Genomic DNA, 14799 nt, shown 5'->3' with positions numbered 1-14799 from the left:
GGCGCGGCGCTGCTGTCGCTGCCGTCGCTGCCGGCGCTGCCGGTCCGACTCAGCCGCCCGTGGCGTCCTCGGCTCCGCCGGACGAGGTGTCCGCGGTCCAGGTCCCGTCGTCGGGCACCGGCCGGCCGTCGGACGGCAGGGTCGCCTGCGGCTCGGCACCGTCCACGGGCACGTCGATCGTCATCCAGTCGATGAGGAGCGACCCGGCGGCGCTCCGCGGCGGGTGTCCGGCGTTCGAACCGGCCTGCACGACCAGGTGCATGCGCGAGGTGGGGATGCTCTGGGTCGTCGTCGCCACGACGGCGTCGTCGACGAGGAACGACATCCGTGCGGGCGTCCACTCGATCGTGTACGTGTGCCAGTCGGCCAGCGACGCGGCCGTCTCGTACTGGACGCACTTCTCGGCGGGGTCCTCGAGGCAGTGCACGTTGAGGTACGCCGGCGCGCCGAGCGCCCCCTCGGGGAAGTCGATCTCGCCGTCCGACCAGACGTTCTCGTCGCTCCAGAGCAGCACCGCGACCCCGTAGCCGTCGACCTCGTCGCTCTTCATGCGGATGCTGTAGCGCCCGGCGGTCTGTCCACCCCACCGTCCGTCGACCAGGGGCACGATCCCACCGGCGAGCGGGGTGCCGCCCTTGGTGGTCCGGAGGCGCATGTCGAGCATGCCGTCGTGCGCCGTGAGCGCCGACGACTGGTACCGTCCGGTGCCAGCGGTGTCCGCGAACCCGTGGTAGACGGAGAACCGGTCGGCGTAGTCCGCCTCGAACCCGCCCGTCGGGGTGCTGTCGTCGAAGTCCTCCGAGAAGACCCGGTTCCAGCCACTGCCATCGCTCGTCGGCATGCTCACCCCGCTCGGGTCGGCGCCGTCTCCGGTCGCGGTCGTCGTCGACGCCGCGACCACCCCGGCCGCGACCACGAGTGCCCCGACGGCGAAGGCGGTGCGCCGTCCGCCGGCGCGGAACGGCACACGGTGCCGGGCGATGCCGGAACCGTGTGCCGGCGCCGCACCGTGCGCCGCCGCAGCCAGCTCGTCGAGCGGGCGGACGGCGTCGACGCCGCGGTCGCCGACGCGGTCGTTGCCGCGGTCATGGCCGTCGCCGGTCATCCCGCTGTCGCCCACGCGCGGATCTCCGAGAGCCCGACGTTGACGGTGCTGCCGGAGACGCCCGTGGTCGTGAAGCGGACCCACGTCACGTTCCTGGCGGTGAAGTCGACCGTCAGCGCCGATCCGTCGTTCGGGAGCGCACCGACGGCGACCTTGCTGCCGTCGGAGAACGTCAGGGTCCCGCTCGTGACCTGGTCGTTGGCGTTCGGACGGTCGCACAGGACGATCCGCTGCAGGGCGACCGGCTTCGACCAGTCGAGCTGGTACCAGATCCCGGTCCGTCCCCACGGCACGACCCACTCGGCCGACGGGTTCGCCGGGTAGCCGGACAGCACGCCGTCGACCGCCTTCGCGACGGTCTGTCCGTCGGCCGGATTGTCCGCCACCGCCGACGGCGTCGCCGAGCCGGTGACGTCCGACAGCGTCGGGGTCGGGGTCGGCGTGGGCGTCGGGGTCGGCGTGGGCGTGGGTGTGGGTGTCGGGGTCGGCGTCGGCGTCGAGGTCCCCGCCGGTGCCCACGCCCGGATCTCCGCGAGCCCGGTGTTCTGCGTGCTCGCGCTCACGGCCGTGACCGTGAACCGCACCCACGTGACCTGCCGCGCGGCGAACGTCACCGACTGCACCGTGCCGCCGTTGGCCAGTGCCGGGACGGTGACGCTCGACCCGTCCGAGAACGTCAGCTTGCCGCCGGTGACCTGGTCGTTGCTGTTCGGCCGGTCGGCGAGGTCCACCTGGGACAGGGTCGTCCCGCCCGCCCAGGCGAGCTGGATCCACGTGCCGGTGCGACCCGACGGGGCGACCCACTCCGCCGACGGGTTCGCCGGGTACCCGCTGACGACACCGTCGACTGCCTTCACCGCGGTCTGCCCGTCAGCGGGGTTCTCCGCGCTGGCCGTCACCGTCGCGGCCGCCGTGACGTTCTTCGGTCCGGACGTCGGCGGCAGGGTCGTGGTGCCCGCCGGTGCGTACGCCCGGATCTCAGCGAGTCCGATGTTCTCCGTGGTGGTGCTGACCGACGTCACCGTGAACCGCGCCCACGTCACCTGCCTGGCGCTGAACGTGACGGTCTGCACCGATCCACCGTTCGGGAGCGCCGGGACGGTGACGCTCGACCCGTCGGAGAACGTCAGCGTGCCACCGGTCACCTGGTCGGCGCCGTTCGGCCGGTCCGCGAGGTCGATCGACGACAGCGTCGTACCGCCGGACCACCCGAGCTGGATCCACGTGCCAGCACGACCCGACGGAGCGACCCACTCGGCGGTGGGCGCATCCGGGTACCCGCTGACGACGCCGTCGACCGCCTTCAGTGCGGTCTGCCCGTCAGCGGGGTTCTCCGCGCTGGCCGTGACCGTTGCGCTGCCCGTGACGTCGGTCCGGCCCGGATCGACGGGATCGGTGGGTTCGGTCGGGGCGGTCGAACCAGCGGTGTACTCGCGGCTCAACCATGACGACTCCGGTCGGCTCGAGCAGGCGTCGGCCGACGCACACGTCAGGTCGTCGTACGGCGCGTACGTGTAGAACGCGTCGGACTTCGCGGCCGTCTGCGCCGCGGTGAGGTTCGACGGCCGGTCCGAGATCGGGTACCCCATGTACCCGGTGAAGGTGTGCGAGCCGCTGTACTGCTGCTGCACCTCGTCGGTGAGGTACCCGACGGTGTGGTGGTCGCTGTGGTCGCCGTCGCCGTACGACCCCTCGTAGTCGAGGGTGTGGATGTCGCTCGGTGCGAAGTCCTGCACGATCCCGAGCAGCGTCGACCGCAACTGGGCCAGCGTGTAGGTCGCGCTGTGGAACGCGTCCGCGACCGTGCTGATCGAACTGCTGTCGCCCGTGTACAGCCGCTGCAGGCTCTGGTAGCCGTCGCCCCAGAACCCGTTCCCCTCGACGTTGCCGTCCGGGAGCTCCATGAACACCAGGCTGATCCGGGGGTCGGCCGTCAGGGTCTCGGTGTGGAGTGTCCGGCCCGCGACGACGAGGGAACCGGTGGTCCAGTCGGACGCGACGCCCGCGATCTTCGCGTAGGCCGCCTCGAGGCCCTCCTGGCGGCTCTCCCAGTAGTACCGGGGGTAGCCCGCGTCACCGGCCGTGACCACGACGGAGCGGACGCACCGACCCGCGTCGATGTCCTTCCGGAGCGCGGTGCCCTGGAAGAACAGGTCGTCGTCGGGGTGCGCGACGACGTTGAGCACCCGACCGGCGCTGCAGTCGGCCGTCGGCGTCGCCGCTCCGGCCGTCTCCGCGAGCCCCGGACCCACCACGAGCGCCGCGACGACCGCGAGCACGGCCGCGGCGGACGCGGCGATCGTCCGCCGTGTCCGCCGGGGACCTCGTCTGTCACCTGGTTGCATGACGCATCCCTTCGCGGGTCAGTTCGTACATCGCCGTCGTGCCCGACGACCACACGCGCTTCCAGTACGGCGAGGACGCCATCGCCCGGGCGAGCTCCTGGTAGTGCGCGTCCGTCTGGTACCCGTAGCGCTCGCCGTAGGCGCCGAACGGCTCGGCGACGAGGGCGTAGTACTGGGTCGCCGGCCACGTGTCGACGAGCTTCGCCGTGATGTCGGACACGTCGGCCTCCGGGTCGTAGGTGCCGGACGGGTCCTGGTAGTTGCCGAGGGCCTCACGGGTCAGGTACGAGACGTCGAAGTACCGGGCACCGGTGTTGCTCGGCACGGCGATCGCGGATCCCGTGAGGAGCATCACCGAGCCCTTCGGCGCGGTGCGGTCGTAGTACTGGGTCGCGGCGGACTCGCTGCGCGTCATCACGCGGTTCCAGTCGAGTGCGGTCTGCCCGAACGCCCCGATGGCCACGAGCGCGGCGATGCCGGCTCCCGCGACGACGGCCCGCACACCGGCCGGACGCATCACCCGGCGGACGGCCGTGCCCGCCCACGCGAGCCGGCCGGTCGGCATCGGCAGCGCCGCGGCGAGGATCGCGATCCACGGGGTGGCGAAGAGGACGACGCGGAAGATGCCCTCCTGGCCGTAGTTCGTGGCGACGAGCAACGAGACCGGGCTCGCGGCGGCGAGGAGCAGCCCCCAGTGCACGCGGTCGCGACGGAGCACCACCGTGAGCAGCGCGACGAGCCCGAGCACGACGAGCGCGGCGGCCGGCACGTCGAACGCCAAGCGCGTGACGAGCGGCTGCGGGAGGAGGGTCGATCCGTGGGACGGCGGCTGCACGTTGTCGAACACCCGCCCGACGTTCGCGAGGGACAGGAACTTGTCGAGCACGTTGCCGTTCATGACCGCGAACACGACAGCGGGCACGAGCACGACCAACGGCAGCCACCACGGGCGGACCAGGCGGAAGACGACGAGCACCACGAGCGCGGCGACCGTCAGGTACGGCGAGATCTGGTGGGTCACGGCCAGCACGATGCCGATGGCGGCGATCCCGATGATCCGGGACAGCCCGACCTTGCGAGCCCGCGGCTTCGCGGCGACGGTCCCGTCCGCCGATGCCACGTCGACGCTGCGGAGCGGTCCGGTCGCGAGCACGAGGATCACCAGCGACAGCAGGATGCCGATCGACTGCGGCGAGAAGTAGGTCGTGTTGAGCGACCCGGTCATCGCGATCAGGAACGCCGCGATCCACGGACGCCGTGATCCCGGCAGCCAGTGCGACGCGAGCACGCCCGAGGCGAGCGTCGTGCTGAAGGCCAGGAGGACGGGGACCCACGCGGCGATGACCATCGCGTTCTGGATCCCGCCGACGTCGGCCACCCAGGCGCCGGCGGCGAAGAGACCCGACCACGTCTGGAAGATGTCAGCGGCGGGGTTCGTCCCGCCGTACTGCCGGATGTACTCGAGCACGCCGATGTGCCGAGCAGCCGCCATCACCGTCGGCATGCCGTAGGTGATCGCCTGCGCCAGCTGGATCGCCCCGCCGAACACCACCACGGGGACCGCGACACCACGGCCCCGGACCAGCGCGACGACGGCCGCGGCGACGACGATCGCCAGTCCGACGACGAGCCCGACGCCGAGCCTGCCGAACAGACCGTCCCGGATCGGGTCGCCCGTGTGCGTGAGCGCGGTGACGACGACCACGGCGAGCCCGACCAGCGAGAGCGTCGTGACCGTCGCGGTGGTCCCCCACCGGCGCCGCGTCGGGGCGCCGTCGGCGACGTACCGTGCGCGACGGAGCTCGGCGAGGTCGCGTGGCACGGCGACCGCGACGGCGAGCGCCGTGCCGACGACCACCACGACGAACGGAGCCACCGGGTCCCAGACGTGGAACGTCGCCATCGTGTAGCCGATGCCGATCGTGGCGACGAAGGACCCGGTCACCGCGAAGACCGCGAAGCGTGCGAGGGGCATCGGCCGCAGGAAGAGCAGCGGCGCGACGCCGAGCAGCGCGAAGAGGAACACCGCCGTCGCGCTCGCACGGAGCACGGGGACGCCGACGAGCTGTCCGACCGCGGCGAGGACGAGGACGCCCACCACGAGGCCGGACGCGACGAGGCGCGCAGCGGGCCCCATCGCGCCGGTCGGGACCTCCCGGGCCGGTCCAGCGCCCTCGAGACCACGCTGCAGCTCGTGCCGACCGTGCGCCGTCCGGTCGATCGTCCCGGCGCCGCCCATCCGTTCGCGCATCGCGAGGAACGGCGCCGTGAACGCCGACCGTCGTTCGACCCCGCGGAGCCGACGCTTCGTCGCGGCGAACTCGGCGTCGACGACGTCGAGCGGTTCGGACGCGTCGGACCCGTCGACGGCAGCCGCACGGTCGCCCTGCTCGAGTCCGAGGCGCGCGAAGGCGCTGATGGCCTCGGGAGCAGCATCGATCGACGCGGCGAGCGTCTCGCGGTCGAAGGCGTTCTTGGTCATCCAGGCTCCGAGTCCATGGCCGTTCGCTGCTGCGGCGCGACGCAACGACGCGACGTCGTCCGCCGATCGCTGCCACGCGATCGCGGCGGGTTCGACCGCGATCGCGGTGCCCGCGAACAGCAGTCGTGTGAAGAGGTCGAGGTCGTCCCCGCCGCCGACGCGGGTACCCGGTCCGAAGGCGGTGTCGAACCCGCCGATCCGGAGGGCCGTCGCACGGTGCACGGCGAGGTTCGCTCCGGTGCCGTACGCGGACGCGGCGAAGGGGTGCAGTGGGAGGTCACCCGGGTCGTCGCCGAGTCGCAGGACACGGCGACGGATCGTCCTGGCCGCCGGGGTGCGCTCATCGTGCCACCGCTGCGCCGGCGTGCGGAGCTCCGCGCTGGGCACGAGGCCGGTCACGCACGCGACGTCGGGGTCCGTGGCGAACGCGGTCCCGAGGGCGTCGAGCCACCCGGCGTCGACGACGGCCCCCTCGTCGACGAACGCGACGACGGCACCGGTCGCCGCGAGCAGGCCGGCGTTCCGTGCGGCGGCGAGCCCACCGGACGGTGCGGCGATCGTGGTCACCGTGCGGCCGTCGATCGTCACGACGGCGTCGTCACCCGGCTCGGCGGCGTGCGAGACCACGACGACGTCGAAGGACGGGTACCGGCAGGCGAGCACCGAGCGCATCGTCGAGTCCGCAGCGCCGTCCGTGCAGAGCACGACGGTGACGGACGGCAGCACCAGACCTGCTGCCGTCCCGGACACCGACGAGACCCGCGATGCCGGCGCCGGCATCGGCCGGATCGCGCGCTGCAGGGAGCGGACGTCGATCGTCGCACCGATGCGGCGGCGCTCGGTGATCTCCGCCTCGACGAACCCGAGGGGCTCGCCGTGGTCGCGCACGAGCAGCCGGGCCCGTCGGTACCCCTCGGCCCCGTCGAGCGCGATCACGTCGCGGTGGCTGGAGGCGTGCACGTCCGCGCGGTCGACCTCGCCGACCCACAGGGCGCCGTCCCACGTGGGGAACAGCGGACCCGTGGTGATCGGCGAGACGACCATCGCCAGGGTCGCACGCGTCACGGTGCACCCACCGGCTGCACGGCGACGGGGACGGGTGCGGGCGACGCCACGACGACGCCGCCGAGGAACCGGCCGACGGCGTAGCCGGTCACGGTGCCGAGCACGCACGTGACGATCGCGACCGCACGGGTCCCGCCGCCTCGCCCGAGCCGACCGAGTTCACGGAACAGCGCCTTCGGCAGCACCTGCGTCAGGTAGGTCGACTCGCTGGACAGCGAGTCCTTCGCCCCGACACGACGGCTGAGGACCGCCTTGGAGATGCCCTCGTAGTAGCTCCGGCGCCGCACGTACCGCATCTCGACGCGATCAGGGGACACACGGTGCGAGACGTTCGACCGCGGCTCGAAGCGGATCCTGGCGGTCGGGTCGGCCTGCGCGATCCGGATGCAGAGCTCCGTCTCCTCGCACCCGAGCGGCTGGTTGCCGACCCGGCCGATGCCGGACCGGAACCCGCCGGCGGCGAGGAGCACGTCACGCCGGAACGCCATGCTCGAGCCGATCACGTTGCGGACGTCGCCCGGTTCGGTGGGCAGTCCGGTGTAGCTGCAGCCGACGATCCACAGGAGCTCGTCGGGGTAGGGTCCCGCGCCGGTCGCGGTCGGCCACGACGGGGTCGCCCGACCACCGACGCCGACGACGTCCGGCAGCGAGAGCGCTTCGACGAGGTGGGCCAGCCAGTCGTCGTCGGCGGTCGCGTCGTCGTCGAGGAACGCCACGACGTCCGACTCGGCGAGCGCCACGCCGGTGTTCCGCGCGCCGGACAGGCCGCGGTCCTCGGAGTTCTCGACGACCAGCAGCTCCGGCCAGCGTGCCTTCGCACGCAGGAACAGCTCGGGCTCGTGGTCGATGACGACGACCACCTCGGTGGCGTTCGGCTGTCGCTTCGCGGACTCGACCGAGTCCTGCAGGTCGCCCCAGCGCTGCTGCGTGTACGCGCAGATGACGACCGCGACCGTCGGGACGCTCACGCGGCTTCCTCGTCCAGTGCCGGCACGGCGGTCGGGACGACGCGGGTCGTCACCGGGGTGAGGCGCGCGCGTGCCTGCGCCTCGGAGGCGCGGCGACGCTCGTGCATGATCGACTTCAGCACGCGGATGCCGTCGGTCACCGCGTTCAGGTTGCTGGTGCCGTGGACGCGGAGCTTCTCGTGGCTCGGCACCTCGGAGATCGCCAGGTCCGCGGCGGACCAGCGGCAGGTCAGGATCGTCTCGATCTCGAAGCCGTCGCCCCACAGCATCGAGCCGTCGGCGGGCTTCGGCAGCGTCGAGGACAGCAGGCCGATCTTGGGCAGCGTGTCCGCCCAGAAGGCGTTGTAGCCGTAGCAGAGGTCCGTGTACCGGGCGCCGAGCAGCAGGTTGCAGACGACGTTCAGACCGCGGTTGCCGAGGCTGCGGACGATCGTGATGTCGTCGCTGCCACCGCCGAGGGCGTAGCGCGTGCCCTTGGCGACGTCGGCACCGGCGACCAGCGCATCGACGAAGCGCGGGATCTCGTCGGGGTCGGCCGAGCAGTCGGCGTCGAACATGACGACGACGTCGCCGGTGACGGCCTCGAACCCGCAGGCGAGCGCGTTGCCCTTGCCCTTCCGGGTCTGCTGCACGACCTTGATCGTCGGCATCAGCCGCTGGGCGGTCGCGATGGTGTCGTCGACCGAGTTGCCGTCGACCAGGATCACCTCGTACACCGGCGGGAGCTTCGGGAGGATGATCTCGAGGTTCCTCGCCTCGTTGCGTGCGGGGATGACGACCGAGACGCGAGGGTCCAGGGGACGGATCGTGCTGGCGGACATGGTGCTCCTGTCGGGTTCAGGGCGGCAATCGGGAAGACCGTCACGGCGACGATCGATGGTCCTCGGGGTACGCGAGGACTCGGACGCGGGTACGTCAGCTGCGGTGCACGGCGGTGAGGGTGCACCGTCGTTCCCGTCGGTCGCGGGGGTACGCCGCTCCCTGGGGATTCCCACCTTCGTCGGGGCGGGGTGACCGGTCAATGCGATCGGTGATCCGTTGCGGGCCCCCGAGTGCGGATACGGAAACCCGCAAGCGGGCTGCGGTGCGTCGTCGGGTCACCCCGGGACGGACGGGAGGCTCGTGGCGGGGTCGCCACGAGCCTCCAGTCCGTCACCAGGTCCGGCTCAGGGCCGGGTCGGGTCCGTCCCGAGGGCGGTGCGCAGCTCCGCTGCGAGCTCCGCGACGTGCGGTTCGCGCAGGAGCGACGTGTGCTCCGCTTGGATGTGCACGGTGCGGTTGTCCCCGCGGAGCACCGACGACCAGCGCTCGACGTCCGGGTTGTCGTCCGCGAGCACGAACGTCGACCGCCCGTGGAACGGCGTCGGCGTGTGCCGGCGCACGATCATCTCGGCGTGGTCGAACATCGCGTCGAAGTCCTTCTGCCCGCCGTAGCGGAGCACCCCGGCGCCGTAGGCCCGTGCACGACGCAGGAAGAGGTCCCCGTACGGCACGCCGGAGGGCAGCACGCGCTTCACGGCACGGTCGAGTCCGTGCCGGAGCGCGCGGACGGCGGCGTTCCGCGGTTCATTGGGCTCCATCCTGGCGAAGTTCAGCTGTGCGGCCTCGGTCCGGGTGCGCGGCAGGTACGAGTCGAGCAGTGCGAGGTGCTCGATCTCCTCCCCCGCCTCGGTGAGCAGTCGTGCCACCTCGAGTCCGACGATGCCGCCGAGCGAGTGGCCCACGATGATGTACGGGCCGCGCGGCTGCACGATCCGCATCAGGGCGATGTACCGGCGGGCGCTCTGTTCGATGCTCCGGTCCGGGACGGCGCGGCGCTCCAGGCCGTGCTGCTGGATCGCGTAGACGTCGTGCTCCGGCAGGTACCGGGAGAGCGGCAGGAACGTCAGGCCGAGCGCGCCGCCTCCGGACAGGCAGAACACCGGCGGACGGCCGGGGGTCCGCGCTTCGGACACCTTCACGATGTCCGGGTGGCTCGGCAGCGCGCTGGTCCCCGAGCGGACGTGTCGTGCGAAGGTGCGCAGCGTCGGGTGCTCGAGCAGCTCGGACGCGCGCATGTCGACGCCGAGCCGGGCGTGCACCGTCGCGAGCATCTCCTCGGCGGACAGCGAGTCGCCGCCGAGCGCGGAGAAGTCCTCGTCGAGGTGCACGCCGCGGAGGCCGAGGACCTCCGCCCAGATCTGTCCGACGACGAGCTCCCACTGGTCGTACTCGCCTTCGACCATCTCGGTCTCGATCGACGGCGCACCGGGGAGCAGCGCGCGGTCGACCTTGCCGCGCTCGTTGCGGGGCAGCTCGGGCATCGGGACGATCGACGCCGGCACCATGTACTCCGGCAGCCGATCACGGAGCGCGCGGCGGATCGCAGCGGGCGCCGGGGTCCGACGTCCAGGGCGACCGACGACGTAGGCGACGAGGCGGGTGACCGCCGGCGGCTCGACGAGCGCGGTGACGACGACGTCGTGCACGTCCTCGACGGCGCGGAGTGCTGCCTCGACCTCGCTGGGCTCGACGAGGTAGCCGCGGACCTTCACGGCGTCGTCGGAGCGGCCGAGGAGCACCAGGCTGCCGTCGGCCTCGAGCTTCGCGAGGTCGCCCTGTCGCCACGTGGGCGTGCCGTCGGCCGTCGCGCCGAGGCGTTCGGCGGTCTTGTCCGGTGCACCCCAGTACCCGGCGGACAGTCCGTCGGACTCGATCACGAGCTCGCCGGTCTCGCCGAGGTCAGCCGGGGTGCCGTCCTCGCGGACGATCCTGGCGGTCTTGCCCGGGAGCGGGAACCCGGCGGGGATCACGCCGGGGGCGACGGCATCACCCGGCGCGACCGAGCAGTACGCGACGCACCCCATCTCGCTCGCCCCGAAGCCGTTCCAGATCACGGTCTCGGCGCCGAGCACCGGGCGCGCGGCGACGACGTCCGTGCCGGTGATCGGTTCGCCGACGGTCATCAGGAGGCGGAACGGCAGCCGTGCGCCACCGGGGACCGCCTGCTTCGTCTGGACGACGGACCGGAGCAGGTGCGGGGTGCAGACGAGCAGGTTCACGTCCTCCTCGGGCATCCGCTCGAGCAGTCGGTCGGTGCCGAGGTCCCGCGGGTCGAGGAGCACGATGGCCCCGCCGTTCAGGAGGGTGCTGAAGGCCATGAGGTAGCCGGCCGCGAAGGACAGCGGGAGCACGAGGCCCATCCGGTCCCCCGGACGGAGTCCGAGCGCGACGGCGTCCTGCTCGGCGTTCCGCAGCTGCTGCCGGTGGGTCATCGCGACGCCCTTCGGCATGCCGGTCGACCCGGAGGTGAAGACCAGCACGAGGGGGTCCCCGCCGCCGAGACGGCTCAGGTCCTGGTCGCCGACGGCGTCGGTCCGTGCCACCGCGTCGGCGCTGCTCGTCCGGTCCGCGGCGTCCGCCGACGCGTCGAACAGCGCGTACAGGTCGTGGACCGTGCCGGCGTCGCCGAGGGCCGAGGCGGCGAGGTCCGCGTGCGCGGTGTCCGCGAGGACCTCCGAGACGCCCGCGAGCTCGACCACGTGGCGCAGCCGGGCTTCCGGCAGGTGGTCGTCGAGGACGACCACGACGCGGTTCGCCATCGTCAGCGCCAGGACGGCCACCACGGCTTCGGTCGTCTGGCCGGCCATGACACCGATCGGCACGGGAGCGCCGCCGGGGACCACCCCGACGCCGGCTCCGGTCCGGTCGTCGGGGTGCAACCGCTCGGCGAGGACCATGGCGAGCGACGACGCGAGCGCGTCCGCCTCGGCGAACGTGCACGCACGGCCGTTGCCCGCGAGGGCCGGCTCGTCCGGGTACACGGTCACGACGCGCGCCCAGCGGTCGAGGACCGAGTGGTCGTCCGCGACGGGGACCACAGCGGTGTGGTCCCAACGGTGGTGGAGCAATGCGTCGGTGGACGTCATGGCAGTTCCCCTGGATCGTCTGCTGACCGCCCGTCCGGTACGGCCACTCGGACAGTAAGTCGACGAGTGGTCCCCGTTCCAGGGGCGACGACGGCGGGTGCGGACATCCTGCGGTTCTGCGCATCCTTGCGGCTTCCGCTGAACGCGATGTGAACGGCGCACGAAAACGGCCCCCGGGACTTCCCGGGGGCCGTTCTCACATCTGCTGGGGTACCTGGACTCGAACCAAGAACGACGGTACCAGAAACCGCTGTGTTGCCAATTACACCATACCCCAAAAGACCTGTCGGTCTTCCGTCCCCGTTGTCCGGGGCACGGTCATCTACTGTACAGCATCCCGGAGGTCCGCAAGACCACCGACGAGGTCGCGGTGCACCGCGGCTGCGGTCGTCGCCCCGTGCCCGGCAGCGACGATGAGCTGCTCGGGCCCGGGCGGGGTCACGTCGCCGACGGCGTACAGCCCGGGAACCGTCGTGCGTCCGACGCGGTCGACCACGACGAGGCCTTCGGCGTCGCGATCGAGTGCCGCGTCGACCCAGTCCAGGTCGACGTGCCACGTCGGTCGGACGAACCCGCCCGTACGCGGCTCCACGTGGCCGTCTGCGAGGCGAACACCGGTCATCCCGGACCGGTCCCCCTCCAGGTCGGCGACGGGCCGCTCGTCGATCCGCACGCCCGCGTCGGCCAGACGGCGGCGACCGTCGGCGTCGAGCGGCGCGGTGCCGTTCGTGTACACGACGAGGTCGTCGGTCCACGCCGCGATGAGCAGCGCCCGGTCGACGACGTCGGCGGTCTCGCACACGAACGCCAGTGGCTCGCCGGACCGCTCGTAGGCGTCGCACTCGACACAGCTGTGCATCGCGGTGCCGTAGAACGCCCGCAGGGACGGCAGCGCCGGGAACTCCTCACGGAGCCCCGTCGCGATGACCACCGCGCGCGCCGTCTCGTCGACCTCGGCGCCACGCCAGGTCCCGTGCACGCGCCAGCCGGCGCCGTCCGGTGCGACCCGGTCGACGATCGCCTGGGTGACCGTTGCCTCTGCGTACTGTTCGACCTCGGCGCGTCCGAGCTTCCGGAGCTCGAGCGGCGAGACACCGTCACGCGTCAGGAAGCCGTGCGACCGCAGCGTGGCGGCGTTCCGCGGACGGTTCGCGTCGAGCAGCAGCACGGACCGCTTCGCCCGCACCAGGTTGAGTGCGGCGCTGAGACCAGCGGGCCCCGCACCGATCACCGCGACGTCGTACACGTCAGTGAGCCGAGAGTGCGCGGAGCCGTGCGAGCGTCGAGTCCTTGCCGAGGATCTCCATCGACTCGAACAGCGGCGGGCTGATCCGGCGACCCGACACCGCGACGCGCAGCGGACCGAACGCCAGACGCGGCTTCAGGCCGAGGCCGTCGATGAGCGCCACACGGAGTGCCCCCTCGATCGCCTCGGTCCGCCAGTCGTCGAGCTGCTCGAGTGCGGCGATGCTCGCGGTGAGGACCTCGGTCGGGTCGCCCTTGAGGCTCGCGAGCGCGTCCTCCTCGACGACGAGGTCGCCGTCCGCCGTGAACAGGAACCCGAGCATCCCGGGAGCCTCGCTGAGCAGCTGCATGCGCTCCTGCACCAGCGGCGCCGCTGCCTCGAGCACCTGCTCCTGCTCGGCGGTGGCCGGGTCCGAGAGGTACTCGGTCAGGTACGGCTTCAGACGGTCACGGAAGTCCGCCGGATCGAGCAGGCGGATGTGGTCGCCGTTGATCGACTCGGCCTTCTTGTGGTCGAACCGGGCCGGGTTCGGGTTCACGTCGGCGACGTCGAACGCCTCGACCATCTCGTCGATGGAGAAGACGTCGCGGTCGGGGCCGATCGACCATCCGAGCAGCGCCAGGTAGTTGATGAGCCCCTCGGGGATCATGCCGTTGGCACGGTGGTGGAAGAGGTTCGACTCCGGGTCGCGCTTGGAGAGCTTCTTGTTGCCCTCGCCCATCACGTACGGCAGGTGTCCGAAGCGCGGGATGAACTCGGCCATCCCGATCTCGAACAGCGCCTCGTACAGGGCGATCTGGCGCGGCGTCGACGACAGGATGTCCTCGCCACGGAGCACGTGCGTCACACCCATGAGTGCGTCGTCGACCGGGTTCGTGAACGTGTACAGCGGTTTGCCGTTCGGACGCACCACCACGAAGTCCGGGAACGTGCCCTGCTTGAACGTGATCTCACCGCGGACCAGGTCGTCGAAGCTCAGGTCGCGGTCGGGCACGCGGAGCCGGAGCGCCGGCTCACGGCCCTGGTCGCGGAACGCCTGGCGCTCGTCCTCGGTCAGGTCGCGCTCGTGGTTGTCGTAGCCCTGCTTCGGGTCACGACCGGCCGCGATGTTCCGCGCCTCCATCTCCTCGGGCGTCACGAAGGACTCGTAGAGGTGGCCGGCGTCCTTGAGCTTCGCGATCGCGTCCTCGTAGACGTCGGACCGCTCGGACTGCCGGTAGGGGCCGTGCGGCCCCCCGACCTCGACGCCTTCGTCCCAGTCGAGCTTGAGCCACCGCAGCGCCTCGATGATCTGCTGGTACGACTCCTCGCTGTCCCGAGCGGCATCGGTGTCCTCGATGCGGAACACGAGCTTGCCGCCGGTGTGGCGGGCGTAGGCCCAGTTGAACAGGGCCGTCCGCACGAGGCCGACGTGGGGGGTCCCCGTCGGCGATGGGCAGAATCGGACGCGGACGTCGGAACCGGTGGCGGTGGTGAATGGCGCAGTCATGACGCCGACGATCCTATCGCGGGCGACCCCCGCGACGGCGGGCCTGTGGACAGCGATGGAACGCAGAAAACCCCTGACCAGTACTGGTCAGGGGTTCCCTGGTGTTGCAAGAGAAGTCCGGCGGCGTCCTACTCTCCCACAAGGTCCCCCTTGCAGTACCATCGGCGCTGAGAGGCTTAGCTTCCGGGTTC

The 14799-nt window shown here is 71.8% G+C and carries 8 protein-coding genes, 1 tRNA gene and 1 rRNA gene; all 10 read right to left on the bottom strand.

The window, feature by feature from the left end:
• Positions 1-49: 49 nt before the first annotated feature.
• Positions 50-1120 (bottom strand): glycoside hydrolase family 16 protein, encoded by a 1071-nt coding sequence (locus tag ACO0E1_RS16750; protein ID WP_422875209.1) that lies wholly within the window; start codon positions 1118-1120, stop codon positions 50-52.
• Positions 1102-3450: a PIG-L family deacetylase gene (locus ACO0E1_RS16745; RefSeq protein ID WP_422875208.1), complete on the bottom strand. Its 2349-nt coding sequence runs from the start codon at positions 3448-3450 to the stop codon at positions 1102-1104. The genes ACO0E1_RS16750 and ACO0E1_RS16745 overlap by 19 nt, the downstream gene beginning before the upstream one ends.
• Positions 3437-6997, bottom strand: coding sequence for a glycosyltransferase (locus tag ACO0E1_RS16740; protein WP_422875207.1), 3561 nt, complete (start codon positions 6995-6997; stop codon positions 3437-3439). Before ACO0E1_RS16740 ends, ACO0E1_RS16745 begins: the two co-directional genes overlap by 14 nt.
• Positions 6994-7965, bottom strand: coding sequence for a glycosyltransferase family 2 protein (locus tag ACO0E1_RS16735; RefSeq protein WP_422875206.1), 972 nt, complete (start codon positions 7963-7965; stop codon positions 6994-6996). The genes ACO0E1_RS16740 and ACO0E1_RS16735 overlap by 4 nt, the downstream gene beginning before the upstream one ends.
• On the bottom strand, positions 7962-8786 hold the full coding sequence (locus ACO0E1_RS16730) for a glycosyltransferase family 2 protein (RefSeq protein WP_422875205.1): 825 nt from the start codon (positions 8784-8786) through the stop codon (positions 7962-7964). The genes ACO0E1_RS16735 and ACO0E1_RS16730 overlap by 4 nt, the downstream gene beginning before the upstream one ends.
• Positions 8787-9131: 345 nt before the next feature.
• On the bottom strand, positions 9132-11873 hold the full coding sequence (locus ACO0E1_RS16725) for an alpha/beta fold hydrolase (protein ID WP_422875204.1): 2742 nt from the start codon (positions 11871-11873) through the stop codon (positions 9132-9134).
• 205 nt (positions 11874-12078) lie between these two features.
• Positions 12079-12150: transfer RNA gene (locus tag ACO0E1_RS16720), tRNA-Gln, on the bottom strand.
• A 45-nt stretch (positions 12151-12195) separates the two neighbouring features.
• Positions 12196-13119 carry an NAD(P)/FAD-dependent oxidoreductase gene (locus ACO0E1_RS16715; RefSeq protein ID WP_422875203.1) on the bottom strand — a complete coding sequence of 308 codons (924 nt, stop codon included), beginning with the start codon at positions 13117-13119 and terminating at the stop codon, positions 12196-12198.
• Between the two features lies 1 nt (position 13120).
• Positions 13121-14608, bottom strand: coding sequence for a glutamate--tRNA ligase (gene gltX, locus ACO0E1_RS16710; protein WP_422875202.1), 1488 nt, complete (start codon positions 14606-14608; stop codon positions 13121-13123).
• A 115-nt stretch (positions 14609-14723) separates the two neighbouring features.
• Positions 14724-14799: ribosomal RNA gene (gene rrf, locus ACO0E1_RS16705) — 5S ribosomal RNA — on the bottom strand; the annotation flags it as partial.

Origin of the sequence: Curtobacterium guangdongense (assembly GCF_049341845.1) — a bacterium.
Lineage (GTDB): Bacteria > Actinomycetota > Actinomycetes > Actinomycetales > Microbacteriaceae > Curtobacterium > Curtobacterium guangdongense.
This window is presented reverse-complemented; position numbering and strand designations above follow the sequence as displayed.